Raw genomic sequence first — 20814 nt, 5'->3', positions numbered from 1 at the left:
GCGGCCCGAATCGGCGGCGTCGCAGCCTCACGCGGATTCTTGGACAGGCTCCTAGAGTCTGGGAAACCAGACACGCCGCCTCCATACCCGCTCAGCGCTGCCGCCGCCGAGAGCTGAGCAAGTATGGCGCTTTGGCGATCCGGACGGCTCTATGGCCTTTCCACCCATACTTGCTCAATTCCCTCCCCCCCTGGGTTGAGCAAGTATGGCGCTTTGGCGATTCGAGGCCCTTCGTGGCCGCTCCCCCCCGCCTACGTCCTTTTCGCTCTCACGGCGTGATATGGGCGACGGGCGGTCAGGGCTTGGAGACCAGACGATTCAGAGTCTGGCGATCTTGGCTCGGCTGCCCTGGTGCAGGGTGTGGGCATGCCTGCTCGTTGCGGGCCTTGCGGTTTCCTGGGAGGGCGCCGCCTGCCCATGCTGTATCAACCCCGAGAGTGGGAAGGTGATACAGCATGGGTAGATGGGCGAGAATGGGCGATTCTCGCGGCTCCGGCCATGCGCGCTCATCTGGGGGATGAGCCAGCATGCGATGGGGCTGCATGGGGAGCGTAAGGCGTTGGGGCATAGAGGGTTATGGGATGGCCATCGCGGGCGCCGCAGCCCCGGCCCCACGCGCCCCGGCGGCGGCCGCGTCGCGAGCGCCAAGCCCTGATGGGCCGCAACACGTCAGCCGAATGAAGCGGGGCCTCAGGCACGCAGGGGGAAACGCTCAACGATGAAGGCCGCAATGGCCCCCGCATCGTCGAGGTCGAGCCACGGGATGCCCAGCTCGAGCGGCTCGTCGCTCGCGATGGCCAGGATGTCGGGCTGGCCGCCATACAGGGGCCGTGGGTGCGTGCCGGCGCGGAACACCTCGATCTTGGGCAGGGGCGCGCTCTTGTGGCCCTCCACCAGCACGAGGTCGGCGTCGGCCAGATGTTCGGCGATGAGTTCCGCCAACACGGGCGGCGCCGCCGTGCGACGCACGAGCCCCACGACGCCATCGCCGTACACCAGGGTGGCCGCCGCTCCGGCGGCGAAATGGCGGTAGCTGTCGCGCCCGGGGACATCGAACTCGAAGTGGTGGGCGGGCCGCTTCACCGTGGCCACGCGGTAGCCGCGCCGCGCGAGCTCGGGGATCAGCCGCTCGATGAGGGTGGTCTTGCCCACGTGCTTCTGGCCGATGATGCAGAGCGCGTTCGCCATTCAGCGCCCCTGCTTCCCGTGGCCGAAGCAGCCGAGCTGGCAATCGTCAATCTTGATGCCCAGCTCGTTCGCGGCCCGGCCCACGGCCAGGGGCGGCAGGCCCAGCTCGTGAGCCAGAGCCAGCGCGGCGGCGCACGGCAGGCGCCCGCCGCGCGCCCGACGCTTCACCTCGACCGCCACTCGCGCCTCCACCGCCACCGGGTGCGCTCCGAGAGGGAGGGCCTCCCCCGCGGGCATCTCCGCAGGCCCCGGGCCGGGATGAGGCCGACGGACCGCCCTGTTGCGGGGGAGGCCGCGTTGCAGGCTCAGGGGGCGGCGCCGCTGCGCCGCTTCCCCTCTAGTGTACTGCTCTTCGCCGCGAACGCAAGGGCATCTTGCAATTCCCACCCGCCGCGATATACTGGCCCCGACCGTCCGCCGCCCTCTCACCCCAGGAGAACCATGCCATGCGCGGCCTGAAGATTCTGGACGCAGGGAAAGTGGAGGTTCGCGACTACCCCGACCCCGTGCCCCAGGGCGAGGAAGTGGTGGTGAGGCTCGAGGCCGCGGCCATCTGCGGCAGCGACCTCCACGCCCTCTACCAGTCGCCCGGCGAAAAGCGCTTCATCCCGGGCCACGAGGGGGCGGGCGTGGTGGTGGCCGTGGACAAGCCGCGCGTGCTCAAGGTGGGCGACCGCGTGTGCACCACCGCCATCTACCCCTGCGGGGTGTGCGACCACTGCCGCATGGGCTACACCATCTACTGCCGCAAGAACAAGGGCGTCTACGGCTTCGGCCTCGACGGCGTGCACGCCACCCACGTGCGCATCTGCGAGCGCTCGCTCCTCCCGCTGCCCGAGTCGGTCTCGTTCGAGCAGGGCTGCCTCATCCTCGACCCCGTGGGCACCCACCACCACGCGAACAAGCGCATGGGCACCAATGCGCGGCACACGGTGGCCGTCTTCGGCCTCGGGCCGATGGGCCTGGGGGCCGTGTGCGTCACGGCCTTCCTGGGCGCCCGCGTGATCGCCGTGGACCCCATCGCCTTCCGGCGCGACCTGGCGAAGAAGCTGGGCGCGGCCGACGTGGTGGACCCCGCCGCGGGCGACGTGGCGGCGCAGATTCGCGAGCTGACGAAGGGCTACGGCCTCGACCGCGCCTTCGAGTGCTCGGGCAAGCCCCAGCCGCTCTACACGGCGCTCGACCTCGTGCGCCACTTCGGCCACGTCGCCATCGTCGGCGAGCAGCCCGAGGCCAGGATCAGCCCGTCCAACCACTTCAACCGCAAGGAGATCACCCTCAGCGGCTCCACCTGCTTCCCGCTCGGCGAGTTCGACGAAATCGTGCGCCTGCTCGACGCCGGCCTGCCCGCTGCCAGGATGATCACCCATCGCTTCCCCATCGAGCAGGGCGCCGAAGCCTACGCCACCTTCAACACCGGCAACACCGGCAAGGTCATCTTCGTGGCATAAGGAGCCTGCGATGAGAGCAAACGTTCCGGCACGCCTCGCCGTGTGCGCGATGCTTCTCCTGTCAGCGTCCTGCGCTCCGCGCGGGGGGCGTCAGGCGCGTCCGGCGCCCGAGCCGCAGCCGCCCGCTGCTCCGGCCGCCCGCTGGGGCTACGTGGGCGGAAAGGCCGTGGCCCGCGCCGACGCCGAGGTGAAGAACACCCAGGACAAGGCTCTCTACCTCACCGAGCACTACAGCATGACCGCCTACCGCATCCCCATCGCCAACGGCGCGTGCTCCGTGAAGCTCCACTTCGCCGAAACCTACGAGGGGATCAAGGAGCCCGGGCAGCGCGTCTTCACCGTCGCCATCGAAGGCAAGCCTGTGCTGGTGGACTTCGATGTGTTCAAGGAGGCCGGCAACCAGAGCTTCGCCGCCCTCGTCAAGGAGTTCCAAGCCGAGGTCAAGGACGGCGAACTGACCATCGCGTTCGCCCCGAAGGTCCAGAACCCGATGATCAACGCCATCGAAGTGAGACCCCTGCGACAGGGCCGGCCCGCCGGCGCGTCCCTCCTGATCAACTGCGGGGCCACGGCCGACTACGAGGGCAAGGACGGCCGCATCTGGCGCAAGGACCAGGAGTACCAGGAGGCCCGATGACCCCCCGCGAAGTCGTGACCCGCGCGATCGAGTTCCGCCGGCCCGAGCGCCTGCCCATCAACGGCTACGGCCCGGCCAGCGACGTGACCTGGATCGGCTACGAGCAGCCCAAGCCGCCCCAGGCCCAGGACGATCCGGCCGTGGACCAGTGGCTCTGCCGCTGGGGCAAGACCGAGGTGCCCAACATGGGCCAGGTGAAGGGCCACCCCCTCGAAGACCTCGCGGGGATGAACGACTTCCCGTGGCCCGACCCCGACGACCCGCGCCGCTACGTGAACGTGCCGAAGCAGCTTGACGATCTCGCTGCCGACCCCGCCCGCCGCGACCACTTCACGGTGACCGGCATCTTCATGATCCTGTGGGAGCGCATGCACAGCCTCCACGGCTTCGAGAACTGCATGCTCGACCTGATGGACGACCGCCCCGCGATCCACGAGCTGGCCGAGCACATCGTGGAGTACGACCTGGGGATCATCCGCAACATGCACCGCATCGCGGGGAGCCGCATCCAGGCGCTGAGCTTCACGGAGGACTGGGGCACACAAAGCGACCTGCACGTCTCGCCCGAGCTGTTCCGCCGCTTCTTCCTCCCCCGCTACCAGCGCCTCTTCCGCGCCATCCACGAGTGCGGCTGGTTCGTCTGGATGCACTCCTGCGGCAAGATCAACAAGGCCATCCCCGGCCTCATCGAGGCGGGGGTGGACGTGTTGAACATGCAGCAGCCACGGGCCAACGGCATCGAGGAGATCGGCCGCCAGTTCGCGGGCAAAGTCTGCTTCGAGTCCCTCTGCGACATCCAGGCGACCCTGCCGGCCGGCAACCGCCGGGCCATCACCGCCGAGGCCAGGCAGTTGATGCGCACCTGGGGCACGCCCGACGGCGGCTTCATCCTGGGCGACTACGGCGACCACACCGCGATCGGCGCCCGGCCCGAGACCAAGGACTTCATGCTCCGCGAGTTCCGCCGCCTCGACCCCTGGGCGCGTCGCCGCTGACGGCCACTGGAGGGCCCTGTATGGCGCGGCCCCCGCACCGCGAGGCGTCCAGGCCCCCGCCGCCGCCATTCTCTTGCTCATAACCGCCCTTCACGTGGCCTCATGCGTCTGCCCCCAAGCCTGCGCGGGCGGCCGGCACGGCGATTGCTCCCTCATCCACGTCGGCGGCGCCGGCAGATGGCCTTCGCTGCCCGGCCGCCGGCGCCGCACCGGGGTGACTTCGCGCTCGTGGACCAGCCGTTGAGGGTCGTCGCCATGAGAGCCCGCCAGCACGCGGAAGGCTGTCTCCGAGGGGCCAGAATCTCGGTGGCCATGGTCGCAGGCATCGGCCTGGTGATGGCCATCGCCCTATTCATCCTTGCCAGCCACCACTGTGTGGCCGACGAGCACCGCGAGCCCTCCCCCGCGCACGGGGCGCAGGCGTGGGAGGCCTGGGGCATCCTTCTCTCGTCTCTCATATTGACCGGCATCCTCACCTTCTACTTCCTGAGCTCGATCGAGTACGCGCGGCGCATGGCCGCGCTGGCCGGCCGCCTTCAGGAGGCCAACCAGGCCCTCGAGGGCGAGGTCGCCAGCCGGAGGCGCATCGCCGAGGCCATGGCCCGAGAATCGGCCAAGCTCTCCGCCATGATCGCCGGGATGGAGGAGGGCGTCGTCTTCGCCGATGCCGAGGACCGCATCGTGGAGGTCAACGACTACTTCCTGCGTTTCGTGGGGCGCGAGCGCTCGGAACTCATCGGGCAGCCGCTCGGCAATGTCCATCCGGCGTGCATGCGGGACCGCGTGCAGCAGGTCCTCGACGACTTCCGCTCGCGCGTGGCCGCCAAGCCCCACGTGATCCAGCGGCGCGTGGGCGAACACGAGTTTCTGCTTCGAGTGCAACCCATCTACCGCAACGGCGCCTATGACGGCGTCCTGCTGAACCTTGTTGACGTCACCGAACTGGCCGTCGCCCGCCGGGCGGCCGAGAACGCCAGCCGTCAACTACTGGCGACGAACGCCGAACTCCAGGAGCAACTGGCCGCCTACGCGGCGGCGGCGGGGTACGTGCTCCCGGGCTCCCCCAGCCAGGCCGGTTCCCCTGCGGCGGCGCCGGCGCACATGTGACCTCGCATGCTATCTGCGGCGGTGTATGGCGCCGGTTCCATAGCCCCGGCGCGCGGCCGCCTGTGCGCCGGGGGCTGACGGGCTGCAAGTCTCGTGTGTTTAGCAGGTTACGGCGCCGCCGCGGCCCGGCACCCTGCTCCAATGCCCTGGGCACGCTGTTTGCTCATTCACCAGGACGGGGCTGTCTGTCCCATCACCAGTGGAGTTTCCAAGATGCGCGACGGACAGCGAAGCGACCGGACCTGGCCTCGAGCACTGGCCTCTCGCCTCACGACACGCCTGACGCCGGAGTGAGAAACTGATGGGTCCACACCAATCGCACGAGGACACGCATCGCCGGGGCGCGGTCTCGCTGGCGGTGATCGTCGGAGTCGGGGTAGCCCTGTCGGGCGCTGCCTTCTGGGCCGCCGACCACTCGGAGCGCGTGAAGGCGCGGGCGAACTTCGAGCGGCTAGCCGCCGAGCGCGTGAGCGAGCTCCGCGAGTCCCTCGAGATCGAGCAGTTCGCCCTCACGGCCATGCGGGCCTTCTTCGACGGTTCCGACGAGGTCGAGCGGCACGAGTTCCGCTCCTTCGCTGCGGCGTGCCTGCCGCATCTCCTGGGCACCCAGGCGATGGGGTGGGTGCCGCGAGTGGCTGAGGGGGACCGCGCCCAGGTCGAGAGAGGGGCGCAGGCCGACGGGGTTGGCGGGTATGCGATCCGGGAGCTGGACCAGGCCGGAAACCTGGTGCCGGCGCCGGCCCGGCCCGAGTACTTCCCCCTGCTCTTCGCCGAGCCGCGGGCGGGCAATGAGCGGGCGCTGGGCTTCAACACGGCCTCGGACCCCGTGCGCTGGGCGGCGATGGCCTGCGCGCGCGACTCGGGCGAGGTGGTCGCCACCGGGCGGATCAGGCCGGTGCGCGAGGGGAGCGATGGCTGCGAACTGCTGCTCGTGGTGGCCGTGTACCGGCGGGGGGAACCCGCCCGCACCGTCGCGGAGCGGCGCACGAGCCTCCAGGGCTTCCTCGTCAGCGTGCTGCGGCCCACGAGGTTCCTGGCCAACACCATGCGGCGCTTGAGCGCCGCGGGGGTGGACGTGCGCCTGCGCGACCTGTCGGCGCCGGAGGGACAGCAGGAACTGGGCGGCCTGCCCGCGCTGCCCGGCGCCGGACCGTCGCCTCGCGACGAAACCTCGATCCCTCCTGGGCCACTCGCCCTGCACACGGAGAAGAAGCTCCGCGTGGGCCAGCGCCTGTGGTCCATCGTGTGCACGGCGTCGCACGACTTCGCCTCCGGCGCCCGCACCTGGTTGCCGTGGTCGGGGCTGGCCTTCGGGCTCACCCTCACCGCGTCGCTGGCCCTCTACCTGGCGTTGCGGCAGCGCCACCAGGAGCGGCTGGCCAGGGCCGCCGCCGAGGTGGCAGGCATCAACGAAGCCCTGGAGGCCGAAATCCTGGCGCGCCGCCAGACCGCCGACGGCCTGGCCAGCGAGAATGCCAAGCTCTCGGCCATGATCTCCGGGATGGAAGAAGGCGTCGTCTTCGCCGATGCCAGCGACTGCATCGTGGAGGTCAACGACTACTTCCTTCGCTTCGTGCGCAAGGGGCGCGCCGAGGTGGTCGGGCACACCCTGCACGAGTTCCACCACGGCCTCGTCGCCGAGGAGGTGCGCCGCGCCATCGAGGGCTTTCGGGCGCGCCCGAACAGCCCGCAGCACGTCGTCCAGCGCCGCATGGGCGACACCGAGTTCATCCTGCGCTGCCAGCCCATCTGCCGCAACGGCCTGTACGACGGCGTGCTGCTCAACGTGATTGATGTCACCGAGCTGGTCACCGCGCGGCGCCGGGCCGAAGAGGCCAGCCGCACCCTGGCCGAACGCGCCCAGGAGCTCGAGAACACGCGCACGGCCCTCCTCCACATGCTCGACGATCTCGAGAAGGCCCGAGCCTCGGCCGAGGCAGCCAACCGGGCCAAGAGCGAATTCCTCGCCAACATGAGCCACGAGATCCGCACCCCGATGAACGGCATCCTCGGCTTCGCCAAGCTGCTGCTCAGCGAGCCGCTCCGCCCCGAGCAACGCGCCTGTGTCGAGACCATCTGCCGCAGCGGCAACGAACTGCTGGCGCTGATCAACGACATCCTCGATCTCTCCAAGATCGAGGCCGACCGCGTCGAGGCGCAGCCGGAGGTGGTGGACGTGGCCGCCGTGGCGCGCCGCGTGTGCGACCTGCTCCGCCCGCGCGCGGACGAAAAGGGGCTTCACCTGACCGTGGAGGTGGCGCCCGGCACCCCGGTCGTCGCGACCACCGACGGCGCCCGCCTGCGCCAGATCCTGACCAACCTGGTCGGCAATGCCCTGAAGTTCACCGAAGCCGGCTCGGTCACCGTCGCCATCTCGGCCGGCGACGACCAGGCTCAGACCATCCATTTCGCGATCGCCGACACCGGCATCGGCATTCCCGCCGACCGGCAGCGCGCCATCTTCGACGCGTTCGTGCAGGGCGACGGCTCCACCACCCGCCGATACGGCGGCACCGGCCTCGGCCTCGCCATCTCGCAGCGCCTCACGAAACTCCTCGGCGGCGACCTGTGGGTCGAAAGCACCGTGGGACGCGGCAGCACCTTCCACTTCACCATCCAGGCCCACCTCGGCGGCGCGCCCGCCGGCGGCGCGCACCCCGCCGAGGTCGCCGAACCGGACCCCGCGCCGCCCCCTCCCGCGCCCGACCCCGTCATCGCCCCGCCCGCGCCGCGCACCCGCGCACGGGACAACGGATGCAGCGTCCTGGTCGTCGAGGACGAGCCCACGAACGCCCGGCTCATGACCACCGTGCTCGAGAAGGCCGGGTACCACTGCACGGTCGCCCCGAACGGCGCCGCGGCGCTCGACCTCGCCCGGCGTCGCCTGCCCCTGGCCATCGTGCTGGACCTCGTGCTCCCCGTGATGGACGGGTTTGACGTGCTCAAGTCCCTGAAGGCCGACCCCGTGCTGGCCAATGTGCCCGTCATCGTCTGTTCCGTGCTCTCCGACAAGCAGAAGGCCTTCAGCCTCGGCGCGCTCGACTATGTGGAGAAGCCGGTGGACGGCGAGGTCCTGGTGCGCAAGCTCCACCGGCTGCGCCGCTCGTTCGGCACCGGGGGCAACGTGCTCATCGTGGACGACGACCGCGCCGTGCGCCTGGTCCTCCAAAGGGTGCTCCGCCGCGCCGGCTACCGCGTCGCCACGGCCGCAGGAGGGGCCGACTGCCTGGCGTTGCTGGACTCCGGGGCGCCGGCCGACCTGGTGGTGATGGCCCTCACGATCTGCGGAATGGACGGCTTCGAGCTGCTCGATGCCCTGCGACGCCGCGACCAGACCCGCCACGTGCCGGTCGTCGTCTCCGCCGAAGCGCCCCTGCCGCCCGAGGTCCTGGCCCGCCTCAATGGCCGCTACGACGCCATCCTCGACCGGGCGGGCAACGACCTGCCCGGCATCGTTGCGCAGATTGCCGCGGTCCTCGACGCGGCCTGCGCTCCGCCAGCAGCCGATGCGGCCCCCGAGCCGCCCCCGCCCGCCTGCGCGCCCACCATCCTGGTGGCCGACGACAACCCGACCGGCCGGGAACTCGCCTCCCGCATCCTGCGCGGCGGCGGGTACCGCGTGGCGTTCGCCGAGAATGGCCAGCAGGCGGTCGAAGCCGCCTGCACCCAAGCCATAGACCTCGTGCTGATGGACATCGGAATGCCCGTGATGGACGGCCTGGAGGCGACCCGGCGCCTGCGCCGGACGGAGCGGGGCGCTCGCCTGCCGATCCTGGCCCTGACGGCCCACGCCATGACCGGCGACGAAGAACGCTGCCGCCGGGCGGGGTGCGACGCCTATCTCACCAAGCCGATCGACCCCGGCGCGCTGCTCGACGCGGTGGCCGCCCATCTGCCCGCCGCCCCCTCGAACCCAGGCGCGTCCCCCGCGCAACTGCCCTCGGAGGCGCCTGCCCCCTCGGAATCCTTGGAGGCCCGCTGTGCCTGACTCCGGCCCTGCCCACCCGCGCGCCACGATCCTCGTTGTGGACGATCACCCCGACGCCCGCAAGCTCCTCACGCTGCTTCTCAAGCCCGAGGGCCACCACATCCTCCAGGCAGCCGACGGCCCCGAGGCCCTCCGCCTGGCCGACGCCACGCCGGACCTCTCGCTCATCATTCTGGACGTGATGATGCCGGGCATGGACGGCCTGGAGGTGTGCCGCCAGCTCCGCGCCGTGCGCCGCGACCGCTATGTGCCGATCATCCTGGCCACCGCCCTCGACGACGAGGAGCACCTGTGCGCGGGCCTCGGCGCCGGGGCCGACGACTACGTCACCAAGCCCATCAGCCCCGCGCAAATCCTTGCCCGAGTCCGCACGACCCTGCGCCTCAAGGCGGCGCTCGACGAACTGATCGAGAGCCGGGAGCTGGCGGCCATCGGCGCCCTCCAGGTGACGCTCGCCCACGAGATCAACAACCCGCTCACCATCGCGCAGGGCAACATCGAGATGCTGCTGAACGCGGGCAGTGCCGACCCCGCCTCCTCGCGCCGCCTGCGGGCCGCCTTCGACGCCTGTAGCCGCATCCGCGCCCTCGTGCAGCAGCTTGTCGAAATGAAGAAGATCGCCACCACCACTTATGTGGGCACCACCCGCATGCTGGACCTCGGCCGCAACACACAACCTCCTGAGGTCGAGGACCCGTAGCCGCTCCACTCCGCCGCTCAGGCCGAGGAGCGGCCCTCACCGTCAACGCCCCATGGACTGGACAGGATCGCGAGTGTAGCAGGTGCGGCGGGCAAGCGGGACGCTCGGCGCGGCAAGGCCCCCGGCGGCCGCCGGCAGCCGCGCGCGCGGGAATCGCGGCGAACTGTTCAGGCGGGGACCGGGGCCGGCGCGGCAGGGGGCATCGCGGGCAGGAAATCGGCGCGCCGGGTCTCATCGCGCAGCGCGTCGGCGATCTCCCGGACCCGGTCGGCCAGGCCCAGGAACACGCCCAGCACGCGGGGGTCGAACTGCTTGCCCGCCTCGCGCGACATGATCTCGATCGCCTGCTCGAATGGGAACGGCTCCTTGTAGGGCCGGCGCGAGATGAGCGCGTCGAACACGTCGGCCACTGCCACGATGCGCCCCGCCAGCGGAATCGCCTCGCCGGCCAGGCCCTGGGGATAGCCGGTGCCGTCGTAGCGCTCGTGGTGGGTGAGCGCGATCTCGCGCGCCATCACCAGGAAGGGGATGCCTTCGAGGATGCGCGCCCCGTTCACGGTGTGCTGCTTGACGATCTCGAACTCGTCGGGCGAGAGCTTGCCCGGCTTGCCCAGGATGCCCGAGGGCACCGAGATCTTGCCGATGTCGTGCATCGGGCTCGAGTAGGCGATCTGCTCGACGAAGTCCTGGCTGCACCCCAGGCCCCGGGCCACGGCGTCGCAGTAGGAACTCACCCGGCGGATGTGGTTGCCCGTGTACTCGTCGTTGAGCTCGGTGACCCGGGAGAGGACGAAGATGGACTCGAGGTGGGCCTTCTGGATGTCCTGGAACGAGAGCTCGACGCGGCGCATGGCCTCGCAGAGCTGGCGCGTGCGTTCCTCGACGCGGGCCTCGAGGTTCCGCTGGTAGGCGCGGTTCTCGGCCAGCAGGGCGCGCCGTTCGGCGGCACGGGCCACGCTCAACAGCACATCGTCCACGTCGAACGGCTTGGCGATGTAGTCGTAGGCGCCCAGGCGGAGGGCGTCGCGGGCCGAGTCGAGGTCCGCGTGCGCCGTCACCAGGATCACCGGCAGCTCGGGGTCCCGCGCGCGGAGGGCGCGGGAGAGGCCCAGGCCGTCCATGCCGGGCATCCGGATGTCCACCACCGCCACGTCGAAGTCCTCTGTGGCGTGGGCGGCGAGCGCCTCTTCGGCGTTGGGGAAGAGGCGGGTGGCGTAGCCGCTCGAGGTGAGCGCGGTGTCGAGCAGGCTGCGGATGCCGTCTTCGTCCTCGACCACGAGGACGCGGCGAATGGGGTCCGGCATGGTGGGGCTCTCCTAGTGCCGCGGCCGTGGGCTTGCGATGGCTTGCCCAGGCGGAGGGGTGGGGTGCTGGCAGGCTTCCATGCCTTCGGGCAGGGCCGCGGGCGCTGGCCCCGGGGCCTTGGCCCTCAGGGCGCGCTCGGCGCATTCGAGCAGGGCGCGCACCTCCACGGGCTTCGCCAGCAGGGCCGCCACCTGGTCCCTGGCGTTCCAGAAGGCATACTCGTTGAACAGCTTGGGCAGGGCCGAGCAGACGATCACCGGCAGGTGGGGGCGCAGGCTGTGCAGCCGCGCCACCATCTCGATGCCGTGGACGTGCGGCATCTGGATGTCGAGCACCGCAACGTCCGCCCCGTGCGCGGCCAGGAGATCGAGGGCCGACTGGCCGTCGGCGGCCTCGAGCACGCGGTAGCCTTCCTCCTCGAAGGCGTCCCGGTAGAGCTGCCGCACACACGGTTCGTCGTCTACCACGAGCACCGTTCTCATCGGGCGTCTCCGTTGCTCCAGGGGGCGGGGGCGGTGCCTCGGGGCGTGGCCAGCGGCAGGGTGAAGCGGAAGGCGCTGCCGCGGCCGCCGGGGGCCTCCTCCACCCAGATTCTGCCGCCGTGGGCCTCGACGGCCATCTTGCAGAAGGCGAGGCCGATGCCGGCCCCGCCCAGGCCTCGGTGGGCGGCGAGTTGGTGGAACTTCTCGAAGATCGCTTCGCGCTCCTCGGGGGGGATGCCCTCGCCGTTGTCGGTGACGGAGATTCGGACCGAGCCTTCGCCGGCCGGCTCCGCGTCAATCCGCACACGGCTGCCGGAGGGCGAGTACTTGGCCGCGTTGGCGAGGAGGTTGCTGAGGATGCGCCGCACGGCCTCGCGGTCGGCCAGGGGCGCGCCCGCGGCGGGCGGGCAGTGAACTTCCACGGTGCTTCCGACGGCCGCGAGGACCGGCTCGATCTCGGCCGCCGCCTCGTTGAGCAGGCCAGGCAGGTCCACGGGCGCCCGCCGCAGTTCGGCCACGCCGGCCTCCATGCGGGCCAGGTCGAGGAGCGTTGTGGTCATGCGAAGCACGTCGCGGCAGCTCGAGTGCGCCTGCTGGAGGTAGCGGAGCTGGCGCTCGGAGAACGACGCGGCGCCCTTCCGCTCGAGGAGTTCCATGTAGCCCATGGCGCTGGCGAGGGGGGACTTGAGGTCGTGGACGAGCATCTGGACGAGGTTCTCTTTGACCGCGGCCATCTGTTCGAGGCGCTGGTGGCTCTCCTGGAGGCGCTGGTGCGCCTGGCGCGCCTCGACGACCCGACGCCGCATCTCGATGGCGGAGGCCACGCGCCCCACCACGTCGCTGGGCGACACGGGCTTGATCAGGTAGTCGTAGGCTCCGAGCCGCACGGAGCGCAGGGCCGTCTCGATGTCGCTCACCGCCGTCACCACGATCACCCCGAGCTCCGGGGAGCCGAGGCGCGCCTGCACCATCAGCTCCACGCCGCTCGTCTGCGGCAGCAGGAGGTCGCACAGCATCACCTCGAAGGGCCGCTGGCTCAGGGCGGCCAGGGCCTGGGCGGCGGTGGCCGCGCCCGTCACGTGGTAGCCTGCCTCGGCCAGGGCGGCGGCCAGGAGTTCGCGGATCCCCTCCTCATCGTCCACCACCAGCACCGCGCTGCCGACCTCTGGCATCGTGCGCTTCTCCTGTGGCCCCCCCCTGGGGCCACCGGGGCCCATGCAATCCGTGTGCCGCGTCGCGATGGCCATCTGGCGGAGCCATAACCTCTTGGCGCAGAAAGTATTAGGCTGGGCGCGGCTCGGCATGCCGGTGGGCGCGGCAGCCCTCTATGGCGGCCGCGCTATGGCGGGTCCAGTGGCCCCGTCGGCCGGCCTGCGGGCTCACTGCCCCAACTCTTTGGCCTTGTAGTAGAGGGTCTTGTAGTCCACGTTCAGAAGCCGCGCAGCCTGGCTGCGGTTGCCGCCGGTGCGTGCGAGCACGGCGGCGATCACGGTTTGTTCGACCTGGCGCACGCATTCGCGGGTGATGTCCTTGAGGGAGCACTTGCCCTCGAGGAGTGTGGCGAGCGTCTGGCCATCGGTGGGCAGAGGGCCGGGGTCGGGGGTGGGGAACGACGCCCCTGGGGCCGCAGCCGGCCGCGCGCAACTGGCGCTGGCCGCGCGCACGTGGTCGGGCTCGACGATGTCGCCGGAGAGCAGGACGGCGCGTTTGATGACGTTGCGCAGCTCGCGCACGTTGCCGGGCCAGTCGTAGGCGAGGAGCACTTCGATGGCCTGAGGCGAGATGCCCGCGACCCGGCGGCCCAGCTCCTTGTTGGCGATCGCCAGGAAACGCTTGGCCAGGAACGGAATGTCCTCCCGGCGCCGGCGCAGCGGCGGAATCTCGATGGTGAACTCGTGGAGGCGGTGGAACAGGTCGCGGCGGAAGGCGCCCTGCTCGACCAGTCTGCCGAGGTCCTGGTTGCTGGCGGCGATGACCCGCAGGTCCACGTCAATCGGCTCCTTGCCGCCGACGCGGTACACGCGGCGTTCCTCGAGGGCGCACAGGAGCTTGCGCATCATGGCCTCGGAAAGGTTGGCGATCTCGTCGAGGAACAGCGTGCCCTGGTGGGAGAGCTCGAAGTAGCCGCGGTTGCGGTCCACCGCGCCCGTGAAGGCCCCGCGCTCGTGGCCGAAGAGCTCGCTCTCGATGAGCGTGTCGGGGATGGCGCCGCAGTCCACCCGCACCAGCCGCCGGGCGGCGCGCGGGCTGAGGGCGTGGATGGCTCGGGCGACCAGGCTCTTGCCTGTGCCGGTCTCGCCGTGCAGGATGACGGTGAGATTCGTGGGCGCCACCTGCCGCACCTGCGCGCCAATGTTGGCGACGACGGCGCTGGGGCCCATGCACTCGGCCAGCGCGGCGGCGTCGGCGGCCATGGAAGCGTCGTCGGCAGCCTCGGCGGCCACGCGCTCCACCGTACGCAGCAGCTCCGCGAGGCGCACCGGCTTGGCGACGAAGTCCTCTGCCCCCAGCTTCATGGCGGCCACGGCGGTGTCCACGGTGCCATAGCCGGTCATGAGGACGACCGGGAGGTGGCGATCGGCCTCTTTGATGCGTGCCAGGGTCTCGAGCCCGTCGAGGCCCGGCATGCGAAGGTCGAGCAGCACCGCATGGGGGCGCTGGCGGGCGATGAGGGCGAGGGCCTCGTCCCCCGTGGCGGCCGCCTGGGTTCCGAAGCCCTTCGTCTCGAAGAACCCTGTGAGCATCTCGCGCACCGCTGCCTCGTCATCCACTACCAACACTCTTCTGCACTCGCCGGCGATGGCCGCCATGGGTTCTCCTCATTGCAGTCCCGAGCCGTCACAAAGGTTGGCAACTCCCCGCGAGGGCGGGCCGCCCGCTCTCAGGCCCAAGGCACCGGGCCGGTGGGCGTGCCCCTGGCCGGGAGCGAGACGGTGAAGGTGGAGCCCTGGCCGGGCTGGCTGGCCGCGGTGATCCAGCCTCCGTGTTCGGCCACGATGCGCTGCGCGATCGCCAGGCCCAGCCCTGTGCCGCCCTGCTTCCCGGTGAAGTAGGGGTCGAAGGCATGGCTCAGCGTGTACTCGTCCATCCCCATGCCTGTGTCGGACACGGTGAGGCAGACCCAGTGGCGCGAGGTCTGTGGCGATAGGGGCTCGTCCTGGGGCGGGGAGGCGTTGCAGGTGGCTACCGCCAGCGTGCCGCCGTGCGGCATGGCGTCGCGGGCGTTCTCGAGCAGGTTGATGAGAACCTGTTCGATGGCCACGGGGTCGGCCACCGCGGGCGAAAGGTCGGGTGCGAGCCGGAGCGTGAGCGTGATGGTGCTGGGCAACAGGGGCCGGTAGAGGTCCAGCGCGTGCCGCGCAATGTAGTTGATGTCCGCGCACGACGGGGTGCGGCACGCCGCACCGCCGCCGCGCGCGAGCCGGCGGGTGAGGGTGGCGCCCAGCTCGGCCGCGTGAAGGATCTGCCCCAGCGGGTGGCGCGCCGGGCTGCCGTCGCCGAGGCCCTCCAGGGCCATCTCGGCGTAGCCGAGGATCAGGGAGAGCAGGTTGCCGAGGTCGTGCGCGATGCCATGGACAGGGAGGGGCTTCGAAGGGTCCCCAGGAAGCGCCCACGTCCCGAACGACGTGTCGCGAGGCAAGCTGGCGGTGTCGCACCCGGCGCGGGGCGCCAGGGGCTGTCGCCGCCTGGGTGCGCAAGGCACGTTCCGCTCCAGCACCGGCATGCCCGTTCTCTCTCCTGCAATCAGTCCTTGCCCAGAGTTCCCCACCGCCGGCCCTCCTAAAGGGTGCGATGCCGCATGGCAGGGGGCCGCCTGACACTTCTCGGTCGGCCGCTTGGCCTGCTGGCTCGCAACGTATGGGATTGTATCCCGGGTCGCATTTCCAAGGCAATCGGGGCCTGTAAGTGTTGTGGATTCCGGGCTTTGACGGAACCCTCTATCGGGGAATCCCTGATACTGCGTTGGTTGATTACCCCTACACGGAGCGCCATACCCAAGGGGCTGGGGCCGATGGCCGGGGTGCCACAAGCCATAGGCTGGACGGCTCCCCGATGGCTTGGGGGTATCGTGTGGGTCACTGGTGGGCGCTCTGTTCCGACCATAGTGGCCTCCGGCGCGTGTGCGGCTCCGGCCGCCGAGGACGCTAGGGCTTCGCCAAGCCGCCGGAATCGTCACTCGGCCTGTGATCTCACTAGACCAGAGGTCCGACGCCTAGTCAACCGGTCGAGAGGCGGCGGGCGTTGTCCCGTTAAGGCAGCCCTTCAGGCATGGGCCACGTCTTGGGCGAAGGGCAGGGGAGGCGGCCGTCAGCTCTGGCCGCCGGTGTGCACCCATTGGATGGCCTGGCGGAGGAGTTCCGTGGAGCCTGCGAGATGCAGCTTGGCGATGATGTGCGCGCGGTAGGTCTCGATGGTCTTGATGCTCAGGTGGAGTTCGTCGGCGATCTGGCGGGTCGTGCGCCCGCGCCCCAGCAGTTCGAAGACCTCCAGCTCCCGGTCGGTGAGCGCGCCCAGAGGAGAGGTGGACACGACCGGCCCGCCGGCCACGAACTGGCGGACCATCTGGACCGCCAAGCCGGGGCTGAGGTAGATGCCGCCGCTGAGAACGGTGCGGACCGCGTGGATGACCTCGTTGGGAGGCTGGAGCTTGGTGACATAGCCCTGTGCGCCCGCGCGCAGGGCGCGCTCGGCGAAGAGCCGCTCGTCGTGCATCGAGAGGATGAGGACCGAAAGGCGGGGGTGGCGCGGGCGGATTTTCTTGAGGAGTTCCAGCCCGCTGCCCCATTGGAACGAGAGGCCCAGGACGACCAGGTCCGGGCGCAGCTCGTCGATCGCCTTGAGGATGCCTTGCCGTCCCGCTGCCTCGCCGCAGACGCGGATGTCGGGCTCCTGCTCCAGGAGCCCGGCCAGGCCGCGGCGGGTCAGTGGATGGTCATCGGCCAGCAGCACCCGGTACGGCACCCTCCCCTTCGAATCGCACCCATCCGGTCCGCTCATGGCCGTCCTCCTCGCAAGGGTTGGAAGGCCAACTGGCAGCGCCCCCCGCCGCCCCGCCCAGCCGCCCGCCCTCGCCGCGGCACCGGGAGCGGAGGCCATCTGGACAGACTGACAATGCAGAGGCGGATACGGAGCGGCTCAGAACACGTGCTGCGAATTGAAGTGGCAGTGGCCCCCGCCGCTGCCATCCCCCGAGCGACCAACTCACGCGCCCCCAAGGCTTTGGGGCAGACGCCGAGTGGTACGCCCACGCTCCCCGGCCCGCTCGGCGCCACGCCGAGCAATCACTATTGAGTATAGCACAAGCCAACTGGACTTCAAGAGAAAACTGCCAGCCTGCGCGAGGAAGTTTGGGCGCGACCTGAAGGCTCGGCTTCAGGCCGACCGGCAGATGCCCGCCGGGGACGTGGGCGCCGACGCATCGGGCTGGGGCCTGGGGGACTTGTGCCGCTCCCGCGAGGCGGCCAGGCGCCTGGCCTACGAAGGGCGGCTACGACGCCTCGGCGGAGGGGATGCGCGGCAGGGTGATGCGGAACAACACGCCCCCCGGGGCGTTCATCGCCTCGATCCGCCCGCCGTGATCGCGCACGATGGCGTCGCTGACGCTCAGGCCCAGCCCCGTGCCCTTGCCCGGCTCTTTGGTGGTGAAGAAGGGCTGGAAGAGCTTGTGGGGCTCGGCGATGCGGGGGCCGTCGTTCTCGAATTCCATCAGGACCGATGCATCCCGGGGGAGCGTGCGGAGCGTGACGTTGCCGCCTCGCACGGTGCTGAGGGCATCGAGGGCGTTCTTGACGATGTTCTGCACGACCTGCTGGAGCTCGCAGAAGTGGCCCATGACCTGCAACGGCTGGGGGTGAAGCGCCTGGTGGACCTGCACGCCGCCGGCCTGGAGGGGGTGGCGCAGGAGGTCCAGCGACTCGATGACCACGCGATTGACGTCCACCGGGGCCTTGGCGCGGCCGCTGCGTCGGGTGAACTTGAGCAGGTTGCTGACGATGTGGTCGCAGCGCTGGGCCTCGGTCCAGATGCGCTCGAGTTGGGCTCGCGCGCCCTCCGGCAGGTCGGTCCGGCGGCGGAGGAGCTGCGCAAAGCCGAGGATGCTGGTGAGCGGATTGCGCAGCTCGTGGGCGACGCCCGAGGTCATGGTGCCCACCGTGGCGAGACGCTGGGCCTCGATCACCTGCTGGCGCTGGGCGCGCTCGGACGTGACATCGGCGATCATGAGCACGGCGCCGGTCACCTCGCCCCAACGCTCGATGACCGGGGAGGCGACCACGTGGAGGATGGACCGGCCGTGGGGCCGGTCGAACTCCACGACGGCGCCCGCCTGCAACGTCTCGGCCACTCGGCACGAGGGGCATGGCTGGGGAGCCGCGGCGGCGCCCTCCGAGGGGGCGGCCGGCTCCTCGCCGCAGACCTCGTAGCAGTGGCGGCCGAGAACCTCGCCCGCCATGCACCCGCACAGCATGGCGAAGCGGCCGTTCACGCGCACGAGGCGAAGGTCTGGGGATACATAGGCGATCGCCAGCGGCGAGTCGTGGAAGAGCGCGCGCCACTCTGTCAGTGGCACGGCCTCGGGGAACTGAAGCGTCGCGAGGGAGTCGTCGAGTTCGGCGATCACGGGCATTGTCTCCAGGCTCAACGCCTCGGGATTGCGGACGTGCAAGGCGCGTGCCGGCCCGCTGCGGGTGGCGGCAAGGCTCGCTTGGGGCGCTGCAAGTCTTGCGCCTGCCATCGCTTGCGATGAGGCTGGCGGCACGGCCCACCCTGCCGCCGAGGGTGCCCCTGGGCGCGGGCTGTATGGAGGCCCGGCCTGTCAGGCGAGGCGCTGCCGCTGCGCGAGCGGCGGGCCACAGGGAGTCGGTTGCGATGTGAACTCTGGCCTTCGCCAGGGGCGCAGGCTGCGCCTGGGGTGTGGGCCAGAATCGTAGGCAGGGTGATTGTCTCTGGAGCCTGAAGGGCTCGCATGGGATAGCCCAGGGCAACGCCCTGGGTTCAGCGGGATTCACGAGTCCAGCCCTGAAGGGGCGAGATAGAAGCTCCCTATTCCGCCCTGTCAGGGCTGCCGCGGGGCGGTCTTGTTCCCAGGGCGTTGCCCTGGGCTATCCCATTTCGCTCCTTCGGAGCTCCCGCAGCCACCTACAATTCCGGCCCACACCCCTGCGCCTGTGACCGACCCGCGAGCCACCCCTCCCGAAGGTACTGGAACCTTCGGGAGGGAGGTCTCTGGAGCACACGCAGGCCGGAAGGAGGCTCTCGTCGGTCCATCGGATCCGTGGGGACTCGCTCCGCTCGCACTTGCACCACCGAACGCGGGTGGTATACTCACAACAGATGCCAACCGGCCCCTTGCAAGGAGACAGCAGGATGCCCCGAACCCCCGTCTCGACCCGCCGAAGCTTCCTCGCCCGCGCCGCGGCGGCCTCGGCCGCGGCCCCCCTCGTGATGAACGCCCGAGCCTTCGGCGCCAACGATCAGATCACCATGGGCTGCGTGGGCATGGGCGGCCAGGGCCGCGGCGACATGGGCGGATTCCTGGGCTTCAAGGACCTGCGCGTGCTCGCGGTCTGCGACGTCATCGAGGCCCACCGCAACGCCGCCAAGAGCACCGTGGACACCCGCTACGGCAACGCCGACTGCAAGGCGGTGAACGACTACCGCGACGTGATGGACCGCCCGGACATTGACACCGTGCTGATCGCCACGCCCGACCACTGGCACGCCCTCATCGGCGCCGCCGCCGTCCAGAGCGGCAAGGACGTCTACTCGGAGAAGCCCGAGACCCTCACCGTGCGCGAGGGCCGCCTCCTCGTCAACCTCACCCGCCGCTACGGGCGCGTCTACTCGGGCGGCAGCCAGCGCGTGTGGGGCGACTACAACTGGTTCCACCGCATGATCTGGGGCGGCGCCATCGGCGAAGTCAAGGAGGCGTGGGTGGACTGCTGGGGCCCTTCGACCGACTGCTATCTGCCCGAGGAGCCGATCCCGCCGGGCGTGGACTGGGATATGTGGCTCGGCCCTGCGCCCTGGGCGCCCTTCAACCGCGGGCGGCTCAACTTCCGCCCCTGGCGCGACTACTCGGGCGGCGGCATGACCGACTGGGGCGCACACAACTTCGGCGGCGCCCTCTTCGCCATGCGCCTGCACGAGACCGGCCCCGTCGAGATCCTCCCGCCCGACGGCAAGGAGAACCCGCTGCTCACCTTCGTCTTCGCCAACGGCGTGCGCATGCACCACAAGGGCGGCTGGACCGGCAACCTGTGCTTCCGCGGCACCCTGGGCGAGATTCCCGCGCGCGGCGACAAAGGGCCCAAGGCCCAGCCGCCCAGCGTCCACATCCCCAACTACAAGGGCCAGGGCGGCATCTTCGGCGACTTCCTGCACTGCGTGCGCACGCGCCAGCGCCCCTTCCGCGACATCGAGACCGCCCACCGCACCGTCACCGTCTGCCACCTCGGCAACATCGCCTACTGGGTCGGCCGCCCGTTCAAGTGGGACCCCGAGAAGGAGGAGGTCGTGGGCGACCCCGAGGTGGCCCGCTGGCTCGACCGGCCCAAGCGCGCGCCGTGGACGCTCTGAGGGGGGCGGAGGTCACCGGACGCTCCCGCGTCCAACCCCGACCTCCCGCGGGTTCGCAGCCCGCAGGAGGTTCCTGTGATCCCGCGTCCAGTCTCCCCCGAAGACGAAGAGGCCGCTGAGCGGCCAAGAAGCACGTCCCCACGCAGAGCGTAGGGACGAGAAGTAGGAGCAGAGCGTAGGGACGAGGGAGAGTAGCCGCAAGCGTCCCGCTTGCGGAGGTATTCCTTCTCGCCCCTACGCTCCGTGTGGGGGCGCTGATCCGGACGCTCCCGCGTCCAACCCCGACCTCCCGCGGGTTCGCAACCCGCGGGAGGTTCCTGCATCCCGCATCCAGTCTCCCCCGAAGACGAAGAGGCCGCTGAGCGGCCAAGAAGCACGTCCCCA

At 70.5% G+C, this 20814-nt stretch carries 16 protein-coding genes; 7 read left to right on the top strand and 9 right to left on the bottom strand.

The window, feature by feature from the left end; translation table 11 throughout:
* Positions 1 to 690: 690 nt before the first annotated feature.
* Together mobB and PLE19_21220 are read right to left on the bottom strand one after the other, a co-directional pair.
* On the bottom strand, positions 691 to 1188 hold the full coding sequence (mobB, locus tag PLE19_21225) for a molybdopterin-guanine dinucleotide biosynthesis protein B (GenBank protein HPD17468.1): 498 nt from the start codon (positions 1186 to 1188) through the stop codon (positions 691 to 693).
* Positions 1189 to 1368 carry a hypothetical protein gene (locus tag PLE19_21220; protein HPD17467.1) on the bottom strand — a complete coding sequence of 60 codons (180 nt, stop codon included), beginning with the start codon at positions 1366 to 1368 and terminating at the stop codon, positions 1189 to 1191.
* A 266-nt stretch (positions 1369 to 1634) separates the two neighbouring features.
* Between PLE19_21220 and PLE19_21215 the strand changes: the two genes are divergently transcribed.
* The 6 genes from PLE19_21215 (at position 1635) to PLE19_21190 (ending at position 10066) form a co-directional block, all read left to right on the top strand.
* Positions 1635 to 2639 (top strand): zinc-binding dehydrogenase, encoded by a 1005-nt coding sequence (locus PLE19_21215; protein ID HPD17466.1) that lies wholly within the window; start codon positions 1635 to 1637, stop codon positions 2637 to 2639.
* Positions 2640 to 2649: 10 nt separating this feature from the next.
* Entirely contained in the window at positions 2650 to 3276 is a 627-nt protein-coding gene (locus tag PLE19_21210) for a malectin domain-containing carbohydrate-binding protein (GenBank protein ID HPD17465.1), read from the top strand.
* A complete protein-coding gene (locus PLE19_21205; GenBank protein ID HPD17464.1) occupies positions 3273 to 4271 on the top strand; it encodes a uroporphyrinogen decarboxylase family protein in 999 nt (332 codons plus the stop codon). The genes PLE19_21210 and PLE19_21205 overlap by 4 nt, the downstream gene beginning before the upstream one ends.
* Positions 4272 to 4583: 312 nt before the next feature.
* On the top strand, positions 4584 to 5378 hold the full coding sequence (locus tag PLE19_21200) for a PAS domain-containing protein (GenBank protein HPD17463.1): 795 nt from the start codon (positions 4584 to 4586) through the stop codon (positions 5376 to 5378).
* A gap of 301 nt (positions 5379 to 5679) precedes the next feature.
* A complete protein-coding gene (locus PLE19_21195) occupies positions 5680 to 9366 on the top strand; it encodes a response regulator (protein ID HPD17462.1) in 3687 nt (1228 codons plus the stop codon).
* The gene (locus PLE19_21190; GenBank protein HPD17461.1) at positions 9359 to 10066 is read left to right on the top strand and encodes a response regulator; all 708 of its coding nucleotides are present in this window, start codon (positions 9359 to 9361) and stop codon (positions 10064 to 10066) included. Before PLE19_21195 ends, PLE19_21190 begins: the two co-directional genes overlap by 8 nt.
* Before the next feature lie 167 nt (positions 10067 to 10233).
* Here the strand turns inward: PLE19_21190 and PLE19_21185 are convergent, their stop codons facing one another.
* From PLE19_21185 to PLE19_21155, 7 genes are all read right to left on the bottom strand, one after another.
* On the bottom strand, positions 10234 to 11370 hold the full coding sequence (locus PLE19_21185) for a response regulator (protein ID HPD17460.1): 1137 nt from the start codon (positions 11368 to 11370) through the stop codon (positions 10234 to 10236).
* A 12-nt stretch (positions 11371 to 11382) separates the two neighbouring features.
* On the bottom strand, positions 11383 to 11853 hold the full coding sequence (locus PLE19_21180; GenBank protein HPD17459.1) for a response regulator: 471 nt from the start codon (positions 11851 to 11853) through the stop codon (positions 11383 to 11385).
* On the bottom strand, positions 11850 to 13025 hold the full coding sequence (locus PLE19_21175) for a hybrid sensor histidine kinase/response regulator (GenBank protein ID HPD17458.1): 1176 nt from the start codon (positions 13023 to 13025) through the stop codon (positions 11850 to 11852). Before PLE19_21175 ends, PLE19_21180 begins: the two co-directional genes overlap by 4 nt.
* A gap of 207 nt (positions 13026 to 13232) precedes the next feature.
* Positions 13233 to 14663: a sigma-54 dependent transcriptional regulator gene (locus PLE19_21170; protein HPD17457.1), complete on the bottom strand. Its 1431-nt coding sequence runs from the start codon at positions 14661 to 14663 to the stop codon at positions 13233 to 13235.
* A 71-nt stretch (positions 14664 to 14734) separates the two neighbouring features.
* Entirely contained in the window at positions 14735 to 15577 is an 843-nt protein-coding gene (locus PLE19_21165) for a HAMP domain-containing sensor histidine kinase (GenBank protein ID HPD17456.1), read from the bottom strand.
* Between the two features lie 584 nt (positions 15578 to 16161).
* Positions 16162 to 16851, bottom strand: coding sequence for a response regulator transcription factor (locus PLE19_21160; protein HPD17455.1), 690 nt, complete (start codon positions 16849 to 16851; stop codon positions 16162 to 16164).
* A 490-nt stretch (positions 16852 to 17341) separates the two neighbouring features.
* Positions 17342 to 18478: a histidine kinase dimerization/phospho-acceptor domain-containing protein gene (locus PLE19_21155; GenBank protein HPD17454.1), complete on the bottom strand. Its 1137-nt coding sequence runs from the start codon at positions 18476 to 18478 to the stop codon at positions 17342 to 17344.
* Between the two features lie 740 nt (positions 18479 to 19218).
* Between PLE19_21155 and PLE19_21150 the strand changes: the two genes are divergently transcribed.
* Complete coding sequence (locus tag PLE19_21150) at positions 19219 to 20430, top strand: Gfo/Idh/MocA family oxidoreductase (GenBank protein ID HPD17453.1); 1212 nt, start codon at positions 19219 to 19221, stop codon at positions 20428 to 20430.
* The last annotated feature ends 384 nt before the right edge of the window (positions 20431 to 20814 follow it).

The sequence above is a fragment of the Planctomycetota bacterium genome (genome assembly GCA_035384565.1).
In the GTDB taxonomy this organism is placed as follows: Bacteria; Planctomycetota; PUPC01; order DSUN01; family DSUN01; genus DAOOIT01.
Note: the sequence above shows the minus strand (reverse complement) of the source record. Positions and strands in the feature narration are given on the sequence as shown.

What these genes read in the sequence shown, in the direction of transcription:
- PLE19_21210 (HPD17465.1), top strand. Translation starts at nt 2,650, where the DNA reads ATGAGAGCAAACGTTCCGGCACGCCTCGCCGTGTGCGCGATGCTTCTC.
- PLE19_21215 (HPD17466.1), top strand. Translation starts at nt 1,635, where the DNA reads ATGCGCGGCCTGAAGATTCTGGACGCAGGGAAAGTGGAGGTTCGCGAC.
- PLE19_21165 (HPD17456.1), bottom strand. Translation starts at nt 15,577, where the DNA reads ATGCCGGTGCTGGAGCGGAACGTGCCTTGCGCACCCAGGCGGCGACAG.
- PLE19_21185 (HPD17460.1), bottom strand. Translation starts at nt 11,370, where the DNA reads ATGCCGGACCCCATTCGCCGCGTCCTCGTGGTCGAGGACGAAGACGGC.
- PLE19_21160 (HPD17455.1), bottom strand. Translation starts at nt 16,851, where the DNA reads ATGAGCGGACCGGATGGGTGCGATTCGAAGGGGAGGGTGCCGTACCGG.
- PLE19_21200 (HPD17463.1), top strand. Translation starts at nt 4,584, where the DNA reads ATGGTCGCAGGCATCGGCCTGGTGATGGCCATCGCCCTATTCATCCTT.
- PLE19_21155 (HPD17454.1), bottom strand. Translation starts at nt 18,478, where the DNA reads ATGCCCGTGATCGCCGAACTCGACGACTCCCTCGCGACGCTTCAGTTC.
- PLE19_21195 (HPD17462.1), top strand. Translation starts at nt 5,680, where the DNA reads ATGGGTCCACACCAATCGCACGAGGACACGCATCGCCGGGGCGCGGTC.
- PLE19_21170 (HPD17457.1), bottom strand. Translation starts at nt 14,663, where the DNA reads ATGGCGGCCATCGCCGGCGAGTGCAGAAGAGTGTTGGTAGTGGATGAC.
- PLE19_21180 (HPD17459.1), bottom strand. Translation starts at nt 11,853, where the DNA reads ATGAGAACGGTGCTCGTGGTAGACGACGAACCGTGTGTGCGGCAGCTC.
- PLE19_21150 (HPD17453.1), top strand. Translation starts at nt 19,219, where the DNA reads ATGCCCCGAACCCCCGTCTCGACCCGCCGAAGCTTCCTCGCCCGCGCC.
- mobB (HPD17468.1), bottom strand. Translation starts at nt 1,188, where the DNA reads ATGGCGAACGCGCTCTGCATCATCGGCCAGAAGCACGTGGGCAAGACC.
- PLE19_21175 (HPD17458.1), bottom strand. Translation starts at nt 13,025, where the DNA reads ATGCCAGAGGTCGGCAGCGCGGTGCTGGTGGTGGACGATGAGGAGGGG.
- PLE19_21205 (HPD17464.1), top strand. Translation starts at nt 3,273, where the DNA reads ATGACCCCCCGCGAAGTCGTGACCCGCGCGATCGAGTTCCGCCGGCCC.